Source organism: Chryseobacterium sp. RLHN22 (genome assembly GCF_051011795.1).
Lineage (GTDB): Bacteria > Bacteroidota > Bacteroidia > Flavobacteriales > Weeksellaceae > Chryseobacterium > Chryseobacterium zhengzhouense.
Window position 1 is genome coordinate 188,556 of record NZ_JBPCHW010000002.1, and the last position, 19,043, is coordinate 207,598.

General features: G+C 31.0%; 13 protein-coding genes. 11 read left to right on the forward strand and 2 right to left on the reverse strand.

The annotated features are described in order from the left end of the window. The 8 genes from ACR1PN_RS03215 (at window position 1) to ACR1PN_RS03250 (ending at window position 10,875) form a co-directional block, all read left to right on the forward strand. Entirely contained in the window at window positions 1-1,125 is a 1,125-nt protein-coding gene (locus tag ACR1PN_RS03215) for a hypothetical protein (protein WP_433978852.1), read from the forward strand. A gap of 249 nt (window positions 1,126-1,374) precedes the next feature. Then, a complete protein-coding gene (locus tag ACR1PN_RS03220; protein WP_433978853.1) occupies window positions 1,375-2,007 on the forward strand; it encodes a hypothetical protein in 633 nt (210 codons plus the stop codon). A 156-nt stretch (window positions 2,008-2,163) separates the two neighbouring features. Beyond that, a complete protein-coding gene (locus ACR1PN_RS03225; protein WP_433978854.1) occupies window positions 2,164-3,060 on the forward strand; it encodes a DUF4007 family protein in 897 nt (298 codons plus the stop codon). Next, a complete protein-coding gene (locus tag ACR1PN_RS03230) occupies window positions 3,050-6,265 on the forward strand; it encodes a hypothetical protein (RefSeq protein ID WP_433978855.1) in 3,216 nt (1,071 codons plus the stop codon). Before ACR1PN_RS03225 ends, ACR1PN_RS03230 begins: the two co-directional genes overlap by 11 nt. Continuing rightward, window positions 6,265-7,371 carry a phosphoadenosine phosphosulfate reductase family protein gene (locus ACR1PN_RS03235; protein ID WP_433978856.1) on the forward strand — a complete coding sequence of 369 codons (1,107 nt, stop codon included), beginning with the start codon at window positions 6,265-6,267 and terminating at the stop codon, window positions 7,369-7,371. Before ACR1PN_RS03230 ends, ACR1PN_RS03235 begins: the two co-directional genes overlap by 1 nt. 3 nt (window positions 7,372-7,374) lie before the next feature. Next, the gene (locus tag ACR1PN_RS03240; protein WP_433978857.1) at window positions 7,375-8,901 is read left to right on the forward strand and encodes a hypothetical protein; all 1,527 of its coding nucleotides are present in this window, start codon (window positions 7,375-7,377) and stop codon (window positions 8,899-8,901) included. Between the two features lie 7 nt (window positions 8,902-8,908). Then, the gene (locus ACR1PN_RS03245; RefSeq protein WP_433978858.1) at window positions 8,909-10,033 is read left to right on the forward strand and encodes a hypothetical protein; all 1,125 of its coding nucleotides are present in this window, start codon (window positions 8,909-8,911) and stop codon (window positions 10,031-10,033) included. 2 nt (window positions 10,034-10,035) lie between these two features. After that, window positions 10,036-10,875, forward strand: coding sequence for a hypothetical protein (locus ACR1PN_RS03250; RefSeq protein WP_433978859.1), 840 nt, complete (start codon window positions 10,036-10,038; stop codon window positions 10,873-10,875). Between the two features lie 125 nt (window positions 10,876-11,000). Here the strand turns inward: ACR1PN_RS03250 and ACR1PN_RS03255 are convergent, their stop codons facing one another. Together ACR1PN_RS03255 and ACR1PN_RS03260 are read right to left on the reverse strand one after the other, a co-directional pair. Beyond that, the gene (locus ACR1PN_RS03255; protein ID WP_433978860.1) at window positions 11,001-13,391 is read right to left on the reverse strand and encodes a hypothetical protein; all 2,391 of its coding nucleotides are present in this window, start codon (window positions 13,389-13,391) and stop codon (window positions 11,001-11,003) included. 11 nt (window positions 13,392-13,402) lie between these two features. Then, complete coding sequence (locus ACR1PN_RS03260) at window positions 13,403-14,542, reverse strand: cysteine desulfurase family protein (protein WP_433978861.1); 1,140 nt, start codon at window positions 14,540-14,542, stop codon at window positions 13,403-13,405. A gap of 490 nt (window positions 14,543-15,032) precedes the next feature. Between ACR1PN_RS03260 and map the strand changes: the two genes are divergently transcribed. The 3 genes from map (at window position 15,033) to ACR1PN_RS03275 (ending at window position 19,007) form a co-directional block, all read left to right on the forward strand. After that, window positions 15,033-15,797, forward strand: a complete 765-nt coding sequence (gene map / locus ACR1PN_RS03265; protein WP_433978862.1) for a type I methionyl aminopeptidase — start codon at window positions 15,033-15,035, stop codon at window positions 15,795-15,797. Between the two features lie 209 nt (window positions 15,798-16,006). Further along, entirely contained in the window at window positions 16,007-17,245 is a 1,239-nt protein-coding gene (locus ACR1PN_RS03270) for a PQQ-dependent sugar dehydrogenase (RefSeq protein ID WP_433978863.1), read from the forward strand. Window positions 17,246-17,504: 259 nt separating this feature from the next. Further along, window positions 17,505-19,007 (forward strand): carbon-nitrogen hydrolase family protein, encoded by a 1,503-nt coding sequence (locus tag ACR1PN_RS03275; RefSeq protein ID WP_378177468.1) that lies wholly within the window; start codon window positions 17,505-17,507, stop codon window positions 19,005-19,007. Window positions 19,008-19,043: the final 36 nt, after the last annotated feature.

Here is a 19,043-nt window from a genome sequence, read left to right on the forward strand (position 1 = left end):
ATGGTAGATTTAATTAAATTTTATCTTGAAAATATTAAGATAAGCGAGTATATTTTAGCATCGAAGTTTATGAAAATAAAGCAAGATGATCAATTTGAATACTTTATGGCAGATCCTAAGAAGATTTCTTTTTTGTCTCAAAAAGTAAAAGCTGAAAACTTTGATTTACCAAAATCTGAAATTGTAGTTCAGCAAGAAAATATTATGAAAAATCTTTCGTATAAAAATAAGTTTATCAGTTTTAAAAGAAAATTGAACGCAAAAGAAGGAAGATTTTCGGTTTGCCAAAACATAAGAAAAGACTTTATCCGCGTCAAAAATTTAAATCCTTTTACTGACCTAAATTATCTGAATTTTGTTGAAATAATCGAAATGTATGCAGACGAGTTCGAGATTGAAAAAGAAAAATTCTGGAAGGCAAAAATTACTCAGTTGGAATTGGGGGTAAATATCAGATTTAATATGAATATAGCTTCTATTATGAGTAGTGTTTCAAGAATGAAAGGTATGGGAAATACGCTACGAATAGGAAATACTGTTAACTTTAAAAATCAGAAATATGAAGTCTCTGTTTATGATAAATTAGAAAGAGAATCTCAACAAAATGAAGTTTTCAAAAACTCGAACAAGGTAAGAAGAAAGCATTTGGTGAAAAAAATCTCAAAGAATAATAGCTTTGTTAGGATTGAGCTGAGAGTAAAACGAGTTAGTCAATTTAATCGAGCTTCCATAAAAAATAAAATACAGACTCTGGAATCTATCAGGAAAAATTTTCATTCGTTGGGTAACGAATTATACAAACTTTTTGTTAATATCTCATTTGTAAATGAAATTTCACCAGATATTGCTCAGGGGCTTGTGAAGTCTCAGTTAAATAGCAAGAACGAAAAAGCTTTTGATGGATATCTGAAATTTCTAGGATTGAAATATTTTGGAGTTAAAAAGTTTATTGAGTTCGCATCTCCGATCTTGAATACAAATAATAGAAATAGATATCTTGCAAGTTTGGAAGATCTTTACAACCAATATAAAGGAGATGATGATTTTGTGAAAAAAGAGTTTCATCGGAAATTGTCAGCAAAGATCACTAACCTGACCGTGCCTGCTATTTCAAATAGTAACTAAGGTTAATATATCTCTAAAAATTATTAATAACAATATGTAATGTATAGGAAGGGGTGGAAACATATTAAATTAAGTAAAAGAATACGGTGGAATCCAAGAGAGGACATAACAACTGTATTTCTCAGGCTTTAAGATATTATGATTCCAATTAAAGATCAAACAAGTCTGAGATTCGTGTAAATGCGTCTTTTATGCCTTTAAATATTTTCAGAGTCCTTTTCTGTACATTAAGATTTAAAAGGAAATTTAATGGTTAAAAATAAAATAAAAAATAGAATTCGATTTGGAAATGTATCAAACGAAAGTTCGGAAGCTTTAAAATTTATTTATACTCTACATGAGGTTATGGGTTCCAACTCCACGTACCTTAATTTTTATCAAAAACGTAATGGGAGATTTTACAGTAAATATATTCCAAATATTAGTTTTGAATTCAATAATAGAATATATAACGGTAAAGCAGGTGTTGTGTTACTTATCTTTGATGAAGCTAATAAAACGACAGTGACTTCAAGATATATAAAAAAAGTTATTGAATACCCTGCCGTTGATAAAACTTATATGTATTCATTTTCTATGAATGACCTTAATAACGATTTAGGCTATAAAAACTTTTCAAAAGATCCGTTGAAACAATTTTTTCTTAAATATTTATTGGTTCGTTTCAAATTTGGTGAAGATGAATTGCAATTAACGTTTCAGTATAATGAAAAAAACGGTAAATGTAGGATGTCTTTTTTTCGCGAGAAACTAAATGTTCGGGCTTGGATTACTTTTTCATTTAAGGAAAAAATTCTTCTAAAATTGCAGCTTAGAAAGTTTTACATAGCAAATTTCAAAAAGATACTAGATTTAAAAAATAATCGATATATAAACTTTTAAATACTATCGTTGTCTTCTTAAAAGTCATGATTTAATTGATTTAGATATTGGAGTTATTCTTTGTCAGTTGATAAACCAATTAAATTATGATTTTGCTTTTGTAAAAGAAATTAATTTACTTATATTTTGTTACTTTGTAAAAATAAATACGTAAGAATGTCTGAAATATTGACAAACAAAAATATTAAACTTACCTTTTCTGGCCATGAAACGTTTCATTGTAGGCAGTTATGGCTAAAAAAAGGTTATGATTTTGTGAAAAATGGAAATAAATTCACTGATAATGAATCAGTGGTGCTATTGGGGGTTGGAAAGAATATGGTATCTGCAATTCACTTTTGGATGAAGGCTTTTGGATTGATAGACAAAGATGGGAATATTACTAAAATTGCTGATTATATTTTTTCTACTGAAGGAAAAGATCCTTACTTAGAAGATGAGGCTACATTATGGTTGTTACATTTTCAACTAGTAACTACTGAACACGCATCCACTTATAGTTTGGTCTTCAATGATCTAAGAAAAGAAAAAATTGAGTTTACAAAAGATAATTTCTTGTTTTTTGTTGAAAGGAAATTTAACGAATTTGGATCTTCTCAATTTAATAAGAAAACTGTAAGTACTGATTTCGATGTTTTGACTAAAATGTATATTAGAACCACAGAACAGGTTAAAGATAAAGAAGATACATTTTCAGGATTACTTACAGATTTGAATCTTGTACAAGAAGAAAAGAAAGTAAATTCATTATATTCCATTCCGAATGAACAAAGAAATAACCTTCCAAAAGAAATTATTTTATATTCGATATTAAACAATGAAGACTTTCAAAATTCTATAAGCTTAAATACATTATTTCAGGAAAGAAATCAAGCGGGGGCAGTATTTGCTATTACGAAGAGTGCATTGATGGATAAATTGGAATCGATAGTAACTGATGTCGCATATAAAAAGTATGGTATCACATTAAGTGATCATGCAGGTATTAAAGAATTACAATTTACTATAAAACCGGATAAATTTGAAATTCTAAATCATTATTATGACAAATAAATTCACTACATCAACAAATATCATTCGTGATACGGATAGGGAGTTAAAATATATTCCTACTCCGAATGCTATTCGTATTAGTAACCAGATTAGTAATGATTTTAAACAAGGTATTCGATCTTTTAATATAATTGGATCGTATGGTACCGGTAAAAGTTCTTTTCTGTGGGCATTAGAGCAAAATCTTAAGGCAAGAAAGTCTTATTTTGGATTGAATATGCTTTCTAATCCAAAGATAGGATTTATCAAAATTATAGGTGAGTACCAATCTCTAGGAAAGTCATTTATTGATGCTTTGAGAATTAATGATGAAATTACTACTACTGAAAACATTTTCTCTGAAATTTACAACCGTTATTATGACTTAGGAAAGGAGAATCCTCTGTTAGTTATAATAATAGATGAATTTGGTAAATTTCTAGAATATGCTTCTAATAACGAGCCTGAGAAGGAGCTTTATTTTATTCAGAAGCTAGCCGAATTCGTTAATAATTCAGATAATAATATTGTTTTATTGACAGCTGTTCATCAAAATTTTGATGCTTACGCAATTCATTTAGAATCTTCTCAAAGACAAGAATGGACGAAAGTAAAAGGAAGATTTAAAGAAATCACTTTTAATGAACCAGTGGAACAGTTGTTATTACTTGCTTCTGAATATACTGAAGAAAAGCAATCAATTCGTACAAAAGAAAAAGAAATAAATGAATTGGTTGGAATTTTATCTGAGTCCAAAGCATTTAGTGTTAATGAAGATTATATAAAGAGTATAGCAAAGAAATTATACCCATTAGATTCTATTTCAGCTTATGTACTAACTTTGTCATTACAAAAGTATGGTCAGAATGAACGCTCATTATTTTCGTTCTTAGAATCAACAGATCATACAGGTTTATATCAGCATAATATATTGAATGATAGTTTTTATTCAATTGCTGAAGTATATGACTTTTTAATACATAACTATTTTTCTTTTCTCAATTCTAGGTACAATCCTGATTTCACTGCGTGGAAATCTATAAGAGCATCTTTAGAAAAAGTCGAGTCATTGTTTGATAAAAATCTTTTGCATTACGAGAAGCTTATAAAAACAATTGGTTTGTTATCGATTTATGCACAAGCAGGGGCATATATTAATCGAGACTTTTTAGTGAAATATTCTCAAAAAAGTTTAGGTATAAATAATGCCGAAGCTCTGATTGAAGACTTAGAAATAAAAAAGGTAATTCTGTATAGAAATTACAACAACAGATATATTCTTTTTGAAGGAACTGATTTAGATATTCCAACAGCATTATATGAAGCGGGTAATAAGATTGATGATATTACAGATGTAGTAACCTTACTTAATAAAAATTATTCATTAGCACCTGTATTGGCAAAAAGAGCAATGTTTGAAACAGGTACTCCTCGTTTGTTTGAGTATAAAATATCTTCTCAACCCATTTCAACAAAACCAGTGGGAGATGTTGATGGGTTTATCAATTTGGTTTTTAATGAAAAGAATATTTTAAGAGATATACAAGAAGTTTCTTCTTCGAATAAAGAAGCAATATTATATTGCTATTATTTAAAATCTAAGGAAATTAAAGATTTATTGTTTGAAATAGAGAAGACAAGAAAAGTAATAGAAGAGAACCCCGATGATAAAGTAGCTGTTACCGAGCTTAAAAATATTATTTTACATCAACGGAATCTGTTGAATCATAAGATACTAAATAGCCTTTTTGGTGATAATGCTTCTGTATTATGGGTATTTAATGGAGAACTAAAAGAATTAAAATCCCAAAAAGAGTTCAATGTATTTCTTTCAGAAATTTGTCGTACAGTTTATCATAGAACACCATATTTTAATAATGAGTTGGTAAACAAACATAAAATTTCTACATCGATTCATACTGCAAAAAGAAACTATTTTAAAGCCTTAGCAAATGAATGGGATATTCCTCAATTAGGTTTTCCGACTGATAAGTTTCCACCTGAGAAAACTATTTATTTATCGCTTTTAGAAAATAATGGTATCAAACTATGTGATGACGACTCATCTAACATAATTGAACCTCATGATGAGAATGGTTTTTATGATCTATGGTTGGCATCTGTAGACTTTTTAAATAGTGCTAAACTTTCAAGGAGAAGTGTTACTGAATTTGTAGAAATTCTACATAATAAACCCTTCAAATTAAAACAAGGGTTCATAGATTTTTGGGTTCCTACCTTTCTTTTTATTAAAAGAGATGAGTATGCATTATTTAATGAACGTATTTATACTCCCATAATTAACGAAGATATTTTAGAAAGATTAGCTAAAATACCCGAAGATTTTGAAGTAAAATCATTCGCATTAGAAGGGGTTAAACTAGACATTTTTAATAGTTACCGCAAATTTCTAAATATAGATCTAAATCAAAGTGGGAGTGCTCAAACATTTATTGAAACGATAAAACCATTTCTAGTTTTTTATAGAGGATTACCTGATTATTCAAAACATACGAAGCGTTTGTCCAAAGAAAGTATTGCTATTAGGGAAGCTATTGCAAATTCGAAAGATCCAGAGCAGTCTTTCTTTGAAGATTTTCCAACAGCATTAGGATACTCTGTAAGCAAAATACAAAAGGATAGAACCGAACTACAACATTTTATTATTCAATTGCAGGACTCTATTAAAGAAGTTCGTAATAGCTTCGATGAGCTTGTCAATCGGTTTGAAATATTTATACAAGATAAATATTTTGACAATCAATTAACCTTTGAAGAATATAAAAAGGAGTTCCAGAAAAGGTATAAAAACTTACATAGACATTTGCTACTTAATAATCAAAAGTCCTTTGTACAACGTTTAGACTCTCAAATTGAGGATAAAAAAGCTTGGTTGAGTTCACTAGCGCAGTCTTTGATCGGAAGATCACTTGAAAAATTTAAGGATGAAGACGAGTTAATGTTATATGATAAATTTACAGAAATGATACTTAACTTGGATAGCTTAAATAGAATATCAAAAAGCAAATTCGATGAAACTAAAGAATTGGCATTAGATATACAAATAAACTCTTTTGGTAAAGAAATGGCAAATAAAGTTATTCGTCTACCAAAAAGTAAGAGTAAAGAAGTTGAAAAACTCGAAGAAAATATTAAAGAGCTATTATCTAAGGATAAAAGTATTGATATAGCAGCTATAACAGCAGTTTTAAAAGATTTATTATAATGGGTAAGGTAAGACATGTATTAGGTATTTCTGGTGGTAAGGACAGTGCTGCTTTGGCTATTTATATGAAACAAAACTATCCTGATTTGGATATTGAGTATTATACATCAGATACGGGAAAAGAGCTTCAGGATACTTATAACTTGATTGAGAATCTTGAAAGTTTTCTGGGTAAAGAAATTATCAAACTTCCTGCTCTTTCTGATGACACATTAAATCCTTTTGATCATTATATCAAGATGTATAATGGGTTTTTACCGGGATCTATGTCAAGATGGTGTACGAAGAAGCTTAAATTAGAACCATTTGAAAAATTTGTTGGTGATGATTTAGTGATTTCTTATGTAGGCATCAGAGGTGACGAGGATAGAGAGGGATATATATCTAAAAAGTCAAATATTCAATCTATTTTTCCATTTCGAAAGAATATTTTCAGCGAAGATGTTACTGCCAAATTTCTTTCAAACAGTAATATAAATAATATTCTGAAATATTACGAAACATTAGATTTAGGAGAGAGGAGAGAACGTATTTTTGAGGTAATAAATGAAGAAATTTCCCCTAATTTTAGTCAAACACAGAAATTAAATAGTCTTTTAGATTTAGGAATTTCAGCTTATAATAATGCGATGTTTCAGTTTTTACACACAACTGATTATCCATTATCAAAAGAAACTGAATTTCCACTTATTCAAAATGAAGATATATTAGTTAGAGACGATATTTTTAAAATCTTAGAGGAATCCGGTGTAGGTGTTCCTGCTTATTATAAAGCAATTGAATTTGAAGTAAACGGTAAGAAATCCACTTATGCTCGTAGTCGTTCAGGTTGCTTCTTCTGTTTTTATCAACAGAAAATAGAGTGGATTTGGCTCTATGAACAACATCCGGATTTGTTTCTTAAAGCAATGGAATATGAGAAAGATGGATATACCTGGATACAAGATGAATCTTTGACTGAATTAGTTCAACCGGATCGTATCGAAAGGATAAAAGAAGAATACATTAAACGTAAAGAAAGAAAAAAATCACAACTACAATCACCTTATCTTTTAGATATTCTTGATGATATTGAGGGAGAAGGTTGTGCTAGTTGTTTTATATAAAAAATGAACAGTTTATACGATTATATCAATTGTTTTGATAGAAAGATTATTGATAATACGATTAGTATTAATAATGGAGAATTTATCGTGAAAATTATTTACGATAAGAAAATTATCAATGATATTCTGCCTTTAGAGTCGACAATTAAGAGTATTTCTATTAAAAAATTTAAAGATGATTGTAAGAGGTTAGTAGATGAATTATATTCCTTTTTAAATGTATATTATCTTAAAACAAATAAAATACCATCATATTGTTTAAATCAGGATTCGAGCGATCATAATAGACTATTTTTCGAGATAAACTTGTCTATTCAAGAGGAATTAAATCTTAACGAGTTTATATTTATCCTATCAAACTATAAGTCTAAGGAAATAAAACAGGAATTGAATTTCTTTATAATACAGGGTTTTCAAGCAATTGAAAGTAATAAGATTAGTATAGTTCAGTCTAATACAAAAACGAGGAGATTAGGTTATTTGAAATTGATAATTGAATTATTTGAAACTTCAAATTATTTTCCTGTTACTTATTTAGGTAAGCGAATTGAAACTGAGAGTGCTTTGTATAATGATGCGCTTCGAGAGTATGGTAATCGTATGGGGGATGATAAGGGGCTAATTAAAAAGACAGATACTGGTTCTTCAGCTAAACCTTACATTGAACTATTGGAGGAGCTTAATTTACTAACTCAAATTAACAATTCTTTTATTTTAACAAAGCAAAGTAAAATCTATTTTCACTTAAATAAATTTCTAAAACAGAAAAACGATATAGTCGATAGTAATTTATTTCAAACTAATTTATTAGATAAATTATTTTTTTTAAGACAAATTCTAGTTTCTGACCCTTTATATATTTGGGCGATCCTTGATATTGTTTTCATTGCTCAACAGCCGATTGGAACAATGTCTATAAAAAAGCTTTTCGTAGATTATATAAAAAATGAACTGGATTTAAATCAACAATATTCCAGTAATAATTCTACAAAAAGAAAAATTATGGATTTAAGGACACGGATATCATCTTGGAAGAAACCTTTAACCTACCTAGAACATATTGTTGAACCAAGAATAAATTGGTTGGTGGATTTAGGGATTTTAGAATTAAAAACAGAATCGAAAGAAAAACAATACTACTTTTCTAAATCAGGATTAAACCTTAATAATATATTATCTGAGATATATGAGAAAAATCTAAACAAACAACTAATTTTGCAATCAGTAATCAATAATCGCTATTTCTATATTTTTAATTATATTTTTAATTTGAATAAGAATAGTAGTGATTTGGATGATCACAAAATAGATAGTTATCTTCTTGAAGCCTTTCAAATTTTTAAAACTGATGCACCAAATAGAGTTGCTGCCTCACAAGCTATTGACTATGTTTGTTTCAAGTCCTTTTTTGAAGATAATATAATTATTGAATTTGAAGATATAAAAAAATATTTGCAAAAACCCAATAATAGATTCTCAATGGACTGGTTCAAAACAGAGAATGATGGTGCTTTGTATTTAAAAAAATAAATTAACTATGGAATTATTAGATTTAAATCTTAAAGAAAACCCTTTTAGAACAGGTCCTTCAATTAATCCCAAAGACTTGATTTGGGCTGGTTTTCCTGATCTGAAAAAGAAAATAGAAGAACGTTTATTCTTTTCTATGAAAACATCTCCTTCTAGAATAGTGCTAAACTGGGGTAGATACGGTAGTGGGAAAACACACGCTGCAAATTTTTATACAAAGACAAATGCGGTAAATGAGCTAAGTCAGAAAAATTCAGTAAGACCTTCAAGGAATATTAAGATAAATTTACCGCGTACTTCTAAAGACCCGGTACAATCTTTTTTTAGAAGCTTTTTAGGACAGGTTAGTTTATCAGATATTAAGGCTGATTTTGATGAAGTAAAAGCTGTTTTACAAGAAGGAGAATCAATTCATACCATAATTGAGGTAAATTCTAATGACACTATTATATCAGATCTGTTTAAATTGATAATATCAGATGAAGGAGGTAATCAATTTCAAGCTATTGAAGCCTATTTATTTGGAGATGCAACAAAGGGAACACTAGGAAAATTAGGATTACCATTCGGTTTAAAAGATGATGAGCAAATCGTAAATTTTATAAGCACTTATATAAACTGTATAACTTTTGAAAAGAGAGTATTTTCTTCTTTTATTCTTTGGTTAGATGAATTTGAAGATATTGATACATTAAATAAACAAAGTCAGGATAGGGTTACGACTTTTCTAAGACAATTGTTCGATAAAACACCCAATAACTTTCTGTTGTTTTTAAACTTTACTCCTAAGACTTTCTTTAATATTGAAGATTTATCAATTGTATTAGGTGAGGCATTATCTACAAGAGCCAAAATTAGAATAAATTTTGTAGCCCCTTCCGTTCCGGAAGCAATTCAATACGTGGAAGAATTAATTTATTCCCAATCGGCAGATACTACAAATGTATATGGTCCATTTAAAGATCAAAATGTTCTGAAATATGTATTGGAAAATATTGGGGATTTGTCAATTCGAAAAATTAATGAGGTTTTTTCATTAATAATTGAATTGGCAATGCTTATGGAAAAAAACAATATTGATATTGATTTTATCAAGTCTATAAAAGATGAAATCCCATCATTTGAGAATTAAACATGATTGTATATTTGGATACTTGCGCTATCCTTAATTTACTTCAAATTAATTATGATGATGAATATATCAAATATCTTATAAAGTCATTTGAAGAGATTAAGTTAACCCCAATTGTTTTTGAAGAATTAGGTACAAATAAATTTGTCAATGTTATAGATGATAGCCATAAAACAACATTGAACAACATAATCTATGATCAAATCCTGCGTCATGTTGATAATTCAGATTATTCAGATATTTTAGCGTTTACTCAAAGACATAATCATCAATTTTTTAAGAATAATGGTGAGTCTCATTCTGTAAGTTATTCTGTAAAAAATAGCCGTTTTGGAAAGAATGACTTTGGAGAGAATCTTCTTAAAACGCATTTCATCTCAGATGATGCTCCAGCTCGGAGAGATTTTGAGCATTTCTATCAAATCAATGTTGTAGGTCAAATTTTAAATTCTATTGATTTAATGACAATTTTTTGGTTAAAGCAATATATAACTAAGAATGATCTATTAAAATACTGTCATGCACTCAAGCAACTCTATAATAAAGATGTAGGCTTACTATTAATTAAGCTTAAGGATTATAGTCGTGATTTTGCAGATGCTATTAAAAACAAACAAAAAAATTTACTTACTCAATTAATTGATGTATTAAGTGATTTAAAAGACAATACAAATGATAAGATATCTGAAATAATCAGTAATCCTGACTTTAAAGATATTGTGAAAAAAAATAAAGATTGGGAAGTATTAATATCTAATATAATAAAAAGCAATTTCAGGGAAAAAATTCCTTATATAAATGAAAGAATACAGGATTTGGAAAAAGTTTGGGAAGAAGTTTAATCCACTTAAGAATATAAGCGTAAGCAAATAAAAGATCTTTAGTTATACCCCAATATATTGCTGCTTCAGTTTCAGAGCATACTCCAATATTATCCATATTTGAATAAGATCTATATAAATAATTTTTAATCCTCTAAACTACCCATCAATTGTTCCATACCAAAATTCAATAAAAAATCGGAGTAATAACTATCAAAAACATCACGAATGTAATCATCGATAGTTATTTCTTCTTCATTACTTTCTACTACCAAAGAAAGCTTGTAATTTTTCTTTTTGGTAATCATGTATAAGAAGAGAGAATGAAAATATACAGAAGTGATATATCTCTTTTGGGCAACGATTATCTGTTCTTCATTTTTTAACTTCTTTCGATAATTCAGGTAAACATTACTATCTAAATTAACATAGATTTTTTCCAATACATCTCCTGACGCTACAGGATTCATTACCGTATCATAATTCATAGAGATCCCATGAGATTCTAAATCATCCCATTGTTCTTTTGATATTTTTACTAATTCTGGCAATCCAATGTTACTGTAGTCCTCTTCTTCCTTAGGAGCGGTTTCCTTTTTTTCTTCTGGGTCTACGATTTTAAGAAATACTATTTCTTGAAAACAATCATCACCAGCTCCTTTTAATGATGCCTCAATTTCTATTTCATCTCCTTGTCTCAACTCGACATCAGGGTTAAAAGTAATCTTGATTGTACCTTTATCAGGGCTGGATTTTATAATATTAAGCAATTCTCCAGGTTCTTTTTCGCTTCCTTGTTGAGTGCCTCCTTTTCGCTCAGTTCGCTTTACTTTTAGAACACTCACTTGCAAGTCGCCCGGTTCGTCAGTTCGGTCAAAATAATGATCCTCAACATCTGTTTCAAATCGCAATGTTTTTTCACCTCCAACCGGTACAGGTATCGGATTATTTGCTTTTTGTTGTAACTTAAAGAAACTTGGAAAACGCTCAGGTTTAAAAGGTTTATGCTGTTTCTGATTTGGTTTATTTCCTTGTTGTTCTTTCTTTTCGGGTTTCTCCTTAGCCTTTTCTTCGAGTTTCAACGTATTCTGTATCAGTTTGAAAAGCTCACTATCTTTAGATATGTTTTTCGCAAAACTTTTAATCAGTTCAGAGGTATCTTCACTTTCCAACCCGATTGAATCTTTTCTGCGTTTATTTATATCATCCAGTTTAGATTTAGTTAGTTTTTTTCTTAAATATTCTCTTAATTCTTCTGCTTTCGCCCCAATTTTTAATCGATCACGAGAAGCCATAAAAAGATTTTTTCGGAATTCATATTTCATTTTTGTACAATCTACATTAATTAAAAGGTAATCTTTAAGCAAATTGTATTTTAAACTACGGGTAATAAATTCAGATGTATAATGACCGTGTACCTGTCCATTCATAGAAAAAAGGACAGACATACTATTTTTAAAATATCGCCTCTGAATATCAGCTTTAGTTTCTTTAACGGTTTTACCTTCTTGTTTCGCATTAAAAACATAGCAGGTCACTTTCATCTTACCAAACATAACATCTTCATATTCTTCAGAAAACCAATCTTCAACATAATCTTTTTCTTCCTCTAAACGTCTTTGCAAGCCATAAACTGTAGTTTCTAAAACTTTATTATTTGGATAACGTTCCTTTGTGTCTATTGTAAATACAGGTAAAACGGGTTTAAAAAGAAATTCATTTAGACTTTGATTTAAATCCTGAGCAAAACCTGATATTCCCTTCATTTGATAAGAATACATCTTAATGATTGAACCTGTTTTAAACTTCCTATTTAGAAGTTTTAAATCAAGTTCTGTAATATCAAATGCAGGAATTTGACCATCAATTTTTAAATACTCATACCAAGTATTCTTTTTGGTTTCTAATTCATTTTTAGATAATGGATGTTCTCTAACTAATGTAAAACCAAAATTACCCGAATTATTATGTCTTTTTGATCCAATTAGCTGATAACCTTTTGTTCCACAAAATACGATAGCTCCGCTACCTCCCATGTTATACTTACCTTGCACAAAATGAATTTCATTTTTATTTCCTCTCATTAGGGAAAGAAAGGTATTTTCAAAATCCTCAGGGTGCTGACCTTCTCCGTTATCATAAATAATTACAGAACTTTGTTTTGTTGGACCATCAGCAATAATCTGTATGTCCTCAGCTTGATTTCGTCTGAAAGTGTTTAAGTCCCAATTTTTATTATCTGGAAAGAAAACATCTATCGCTTCATCCATTGATTTAGGCGCATCTTTGCTTTTGGGATCTAAACCTAATTCAATACACTTCTTCATCAGTGTGGCATCAATAGAATTGGTTACTTTTTCTACTAAAGCAGCAATAGGATTGGATTGCTGATTTTCAATGATACTGAAATTAGATTCATTTTGTCCGATTGGAAACCAGTTATCCCCGTTAGCCAAATAAGAGTTTGTAGAAATTAGATTATCAATATCTGATTCCGTTTTACAATTATATATGGATTCGAATAGAGTTTTTAACATAAGCATTTGTGTTAAATATTTAAAAAGTTTTTAATTCGTTGTAGCAACAAATCGATATCTTTTTTAGTATTATATTTCCCTAAGGAAATTCTTAGACTACTCATTGCGTCAGTATTACTTAATCCCATTGCTAATAAAACATGGGAAGGTTGAATAAGTGCTGAACTGCATGCCGAACCATTACTTACAGCAATATCCCTATTCATACCCATAAATATTTCTGTATCTAAACCTGGAATATAAAAATTAACAGTGTTGTAAATTCGGTTTGATGAATTTCCGTTAATATATGAACCTGCAATTTTTAATATTTCGCTTTCTAATAAATTTTGAAGTTGTTTAATTTTAGTTTTATTGATTGTCATTTCGTTTTCGGCAATGGTACATGCTAATCCTAATCCTGCAATTAAAGGAACATTATACGTTCCACTTCTCAGTCCATTTTCTTGACCTCCTCCGTGAATCAAGGGCAGTATTTTATTTTGCTTTGTGATTGAATCATTAATATATAGCCCACCTATACCTTTGGGTGTATATAACTTATGGCCAGAAAAACATAAAATATCAATATTGGAGCTATAAATATCAATAGATAGCTTTCCTAAACCTTGAGTACCGTCACATACAAAATAAACATCTGATTTTTTAGCTATTTTTCCTATCTCTTCAATAGGATGAATTACACCTGTTTCATTATTTACCCACATAAGACAGATTAATAAAGTATCATCATTTATTAACGATTCTAATAAACCTAAATCTATGTTCCCTTGTTTGTTAACAGGAAGGTAATCGATTTTAAAGCCAATACTTTCTAAGTATTTACAAGTTTCTAATACTGCCTTATGCTCTGTAGAACAGGTTATAATATGTTTTTTTTTATTATTGGGGTGTAAAGCAAGACCCTTTAATGCTAAATTAATGCTCTCTGTAGCTCCAGAAGTGAAATGAATACTTTGTGATTCAGTATTCAATAAATTGCCTATACTAACTTTTGCACTATCAATAGCTTTCTTAGAACTATTTCCAAAAGAGTATGAACTTGAAGCGTTTCCATAAAAAAGACTAAAATAGTCATTAACAACTTTTATAACTCTTTCATCTACTACAGTTGTAGCATTATTATCCAAATATGTCATTATATTATTCAAGAGAAGCAAATTTAACTATGCTAATTTAATATTTTTAAAGTTGACAAACCATTCAAAGCCAATTAATTCAATAGATACTTTTAAAATTTCTAAATATCTTCTCCAAAAAAAATATACGATATACAGTAAATAAGCAAAATTAGGACTTGTGCTTTTTATAAAGATTTACAGGTAAAAGTCCCCTAAAACGCCCCCTTTGAAAATTGTAATGCTTGAAAGTACTATGAATAAAGGGAAAAATAAAAAATATTCGAGCCCAGGTGGGACCACTTTTTAAATCAAGCACTTACAATCTGTAGGTGCTTTTGTTTTGTAAGAAAATAAACCTTATGGTAAACACGAGTGAACTTAATGATAAAAATAATTAAATAAAGACTTTCATCAGGTAAGAATTATTGTGTTTCATGCTTAAAGATTGTTTGTTAAAGAGATCCGCAAAAACCATAAATATCTTTTCATTATCTTTACAATACAATTAAAAAACAAAAAAATGTCCATAACAAATGAAGCTGAATTAATCGGAATGCAGAAAGTAAGCGAGGCGGTTGCCTATACTTTGAAAGAGATGATGAATTATGCTCAGGTCGGTATGACGACAAAAGATCTCGATGAGTACGGTGCAAAAATTCTTTCAGATTTTGGTGCAAAATCAGCTCCGTATCTTACTTACGGCTTTCCGGGTTGGACTTGCATCAGTGTTGATAAAGAATTTTGCCATGGAATTCCGACTTCAGAAAGGGTTTTAAAAGAAGGGGATTTAATTAATATCGATGTTTCTGCTGAACTGAATGGATATTGGGCAGATAATGGGGGTTCTTTTGTGATTGGTAAAGATATTAATCAGCATCAGAAGCTGGTTGATGCTTCCAAAGCAATTCTGGAAAAAGCAGTCAACAACATAAAAGGTGGTGTAAGGATTGCCGATATGGGATTTTTAATGGAGACCGAGGCGAAGAAAAGAGGTTATAAGGTTATTAAAAATCTTGGTGGTCATGGTGTCGGAAGAAGCCTTCATGAAGAACCGGATGAATTGATGAACTATAGAAACCGGTTCGATACCAGAAGATTCAGAAAGAATTCTGTTGTAGCGATTGAAACATTTATATCAACAGATTCAACCATTGCTGTTGAGTTGAATGATGGGTGGACAATGGTCGGAAACAAAGGCGGTTACATGGCACAACACGAGCATACCATTTTAATTACTGATGGAAAGCCAATTATTTTAACGCAAATGAATGGAATTTTGAACTAGTATCATCTTATTATCAAATAAATCAACCTTTCAGAATTCTGGAAGGTTTTTTGTGATAATTCACTCAGAATAAATTTTGATATTGATTCTAGTTTTAATGTGTTAAAAGTGAATTATTTTAAATGATATTGAATTATTGGCGCAAACTTTGATGTTTTGCAAACTGAAAATTATCATTTTCAAAATCAGTACACCAAATTATAAAACATATGAAATTTAAAGCACATTATCTTTTAATGGCTTCTGCCCTGTTTTTAGCCAATTGTTCAGACAATATCGAAGAGACCATTCCTGAAGAACCGGGAAATGAAGCTATTTATCCGCCAGTAGAAACCGGACAGGCAAATACAAATTATCCTCCAGCTTTTGCCGGACAGACAAGGGTAAATGGTGTAAAAACCCAGACTCCTTTTACAAGTACAATTCTAACATCATCATTATCTTCGCCTTGGGGAATCACAAGTTTACCTGACGGAAGATTGCTTATCACCCAAAAAACCGGAACAATGAGAATTGTTACCAACACCGGCACAGTCGGAAATCCGATTACCGGAATTCCTGCTGTGAATTCTAATGGCCAGGGTGGCTTGCTGGGACTTTGTGTAGATCCTCAATTCTCAACAAACAGAATGATTTACTGGGTGTTTTCTGAAAATGTAGCAGGCGGAACGCAGACTTCTGTTGCCAAAGGAAAATTATCCAGTTCAGAAGCCGCCATAGAAAATGCTACGGTTATTTACCGTGCAAACCCGTCCTCTGCTACCGGAAATTTGCATTATGGAGGAAGAATATTATTTGATTCAACAGGAAATCTGATGGTAAGTGTGGGGGAGCGTTCAGATCTTTCGACAAGACCTTTAGCGCAATCTGTAACAGCCGCTATCGGAAAGATTTTAAGAATTACAAAAGATGGAGCACCTGCACCGGGAAATCCCACATTCAGCCAAGCAGGAGCTTTGCCGGAATTATACAGTATCGGTCACAGAAACCCACAGGGAATTGCTATTCACCCGACAACAGGCGAACTATGGCAAAGTGAACACGGACCTCGTGGCGGTGATGAAATCAACAGAGTGCAGCCTGCAAAAAATTACGGTTGGCCGACTATTACTTACGGCATTGAGTATAGCGGAGCAGTTATTGGCAGTGGAATTCAGCAACAAAGCGGGATGGAGCAGCCGGTTTATTATTGGGATCCTGTAATTTCACCAAGCGGAATGACATTCTACAAGGGAAATATGATTCCGGAATGGCAAAACTGCCTTTTCATTGGTGCTCTTAGCGGACAGCATATCGTAAGGCTTGTTATTAAGGATAATAAAGTAGTGGGTGAAGAACGTCTACTTGCCAGTGAAATGCAGCGTTTCAGAGATATTACACAGGGAACTGACGGCGCGCTTTACGCAGTAACTGACGCTGGAAGATTGTATAAAATTCAAAGACAATAGTAGATAATTTTTTCGTACTCTTGAAACACTGACAGAAATGTTGGTGTTTCTTTTTTATTTATATCAAAACTCTAATTCTTGGAGTACTCTTGATTTATTTGAATAAAATATTATATGCCTTTAAAAGTATTTTCCGCTTAATGAAGCTTTTTTTGTGACACTTCGTACCTTTAACCATCATAAGATTTCAGAAAATTATATTGGGGAATGGCAAAAGGTTTGTTGATTTTATGCGTAACTTTAGTTAAAAATATAAATTATGCAGATAGAAACACGTACCTTAAAAGTAGACGATTATGATGAATTGGTAGAAACCATGCGCAGAGCATATCCTCAAATGTCGGAATACGTGTGGTCAAAAAAAAGCATTGCAAAACTGAATAAAATTTTTGAGGCCGGGCAAATCTGTATTACCGTTGACGGTAAGATTGCTGCTGTTGCACTTTCCATTATTGTGAATTATGATGATTTTGGTGATGATCATACCTATAGTGACATTACAGGAAATTACACCTTCAATACCCATATTTCAACCGGAAATGTTTTATACGGAATTGAAATTTTTGTTGATCCTGAATATCGTGAATTGCGTTTAGGAAGAAGGTTATATGATGCCAGAAAAGAACTTTGTGAATTATTAAACCTGAAATCGATCATTTTAGGAGGACGAATTCCGCATTATCATAAATACAGCCATGAACTTTCACCGAGAGAATACATCCGCAAAGTCAGAGATAAAGAGATTTACGACCCGGTGCTTTCTTTCCAGCTTTCAAATAATTTCCTGCCTATTAAAATCCTTAAAAAATATCTTCCCGAAGACGAAGCCTCCCGTGAAAATGCTGTTTTGCTTCAATGGAATAATATTTATTACAGCAAAAAACCAAATACCATGCAGGACAGTGTTATCCGGTTAGGCTTGGTGCAATGGCAGATGAGACAGTTTAAAGATATTCATGCTTTTTACGAACAGGTAGAATTTTTTGTAAATGTAATGGGAGATTATAAGTCTGATTTTGTATTGTTTCCGGAGCTGTTCAATACACCATTATTGGCGCCGTTTAACAATCTTTCTGAGCGTGACAGTATGATTGAGCTTGCGAAAATTACCGAGGAAATTAAAACTAAAATTTCTGAGCTGGCAATTAGCTATAATGTAAATATTATTTCAGGAAGTATGCCGGTTTTCGAAAATAATGACCTGTACAATGTGAGTTATCTTCTTCATCGGGACGGAAGAATTGATGAGTACAGAAAAATTCATATTACACCGAATGAAAGAAAATATTACGGAATGAAAGGAGGAAACGACATCCGTGTGTTCGACACAGACTGCGGGAAAATTGGTTTGGTGATCTGTTATGATGTGGAATTTCCGGAATTGCCGAGAATTCTTGCTGACCAAGGGATGAAAATTTTGTTTGTTCCTTATCTGACAGACACGCAAAATGCGTACATGAGAGTTCGTCACTGTGCTGCTGCAAGAGCAATTGAAAATGAGTGTTATGTTGCCATTGCAGGTTGTGTAGGAAATTTGCCGGGAGTAAATAATATGGATATTCAGTTTGGTCAGGCTGCGGTCTTTACACCATCAGATTTTGCTTTCCCATCGAATGCGGTAAAAGGTGAGGCTACTCCGAATACAGAAATGACGTTGATTGTTGATGTCGATCTGAATTTATTAAAAGACCTGCATTACAACGGCTCGGTGCAGATTTTAAAAGACAGACGAACGGATTTGTATGAGACTTATTTGAAATAGATTTTTCATTTTTGCGCCCGCAGATCTTGCTGAGTA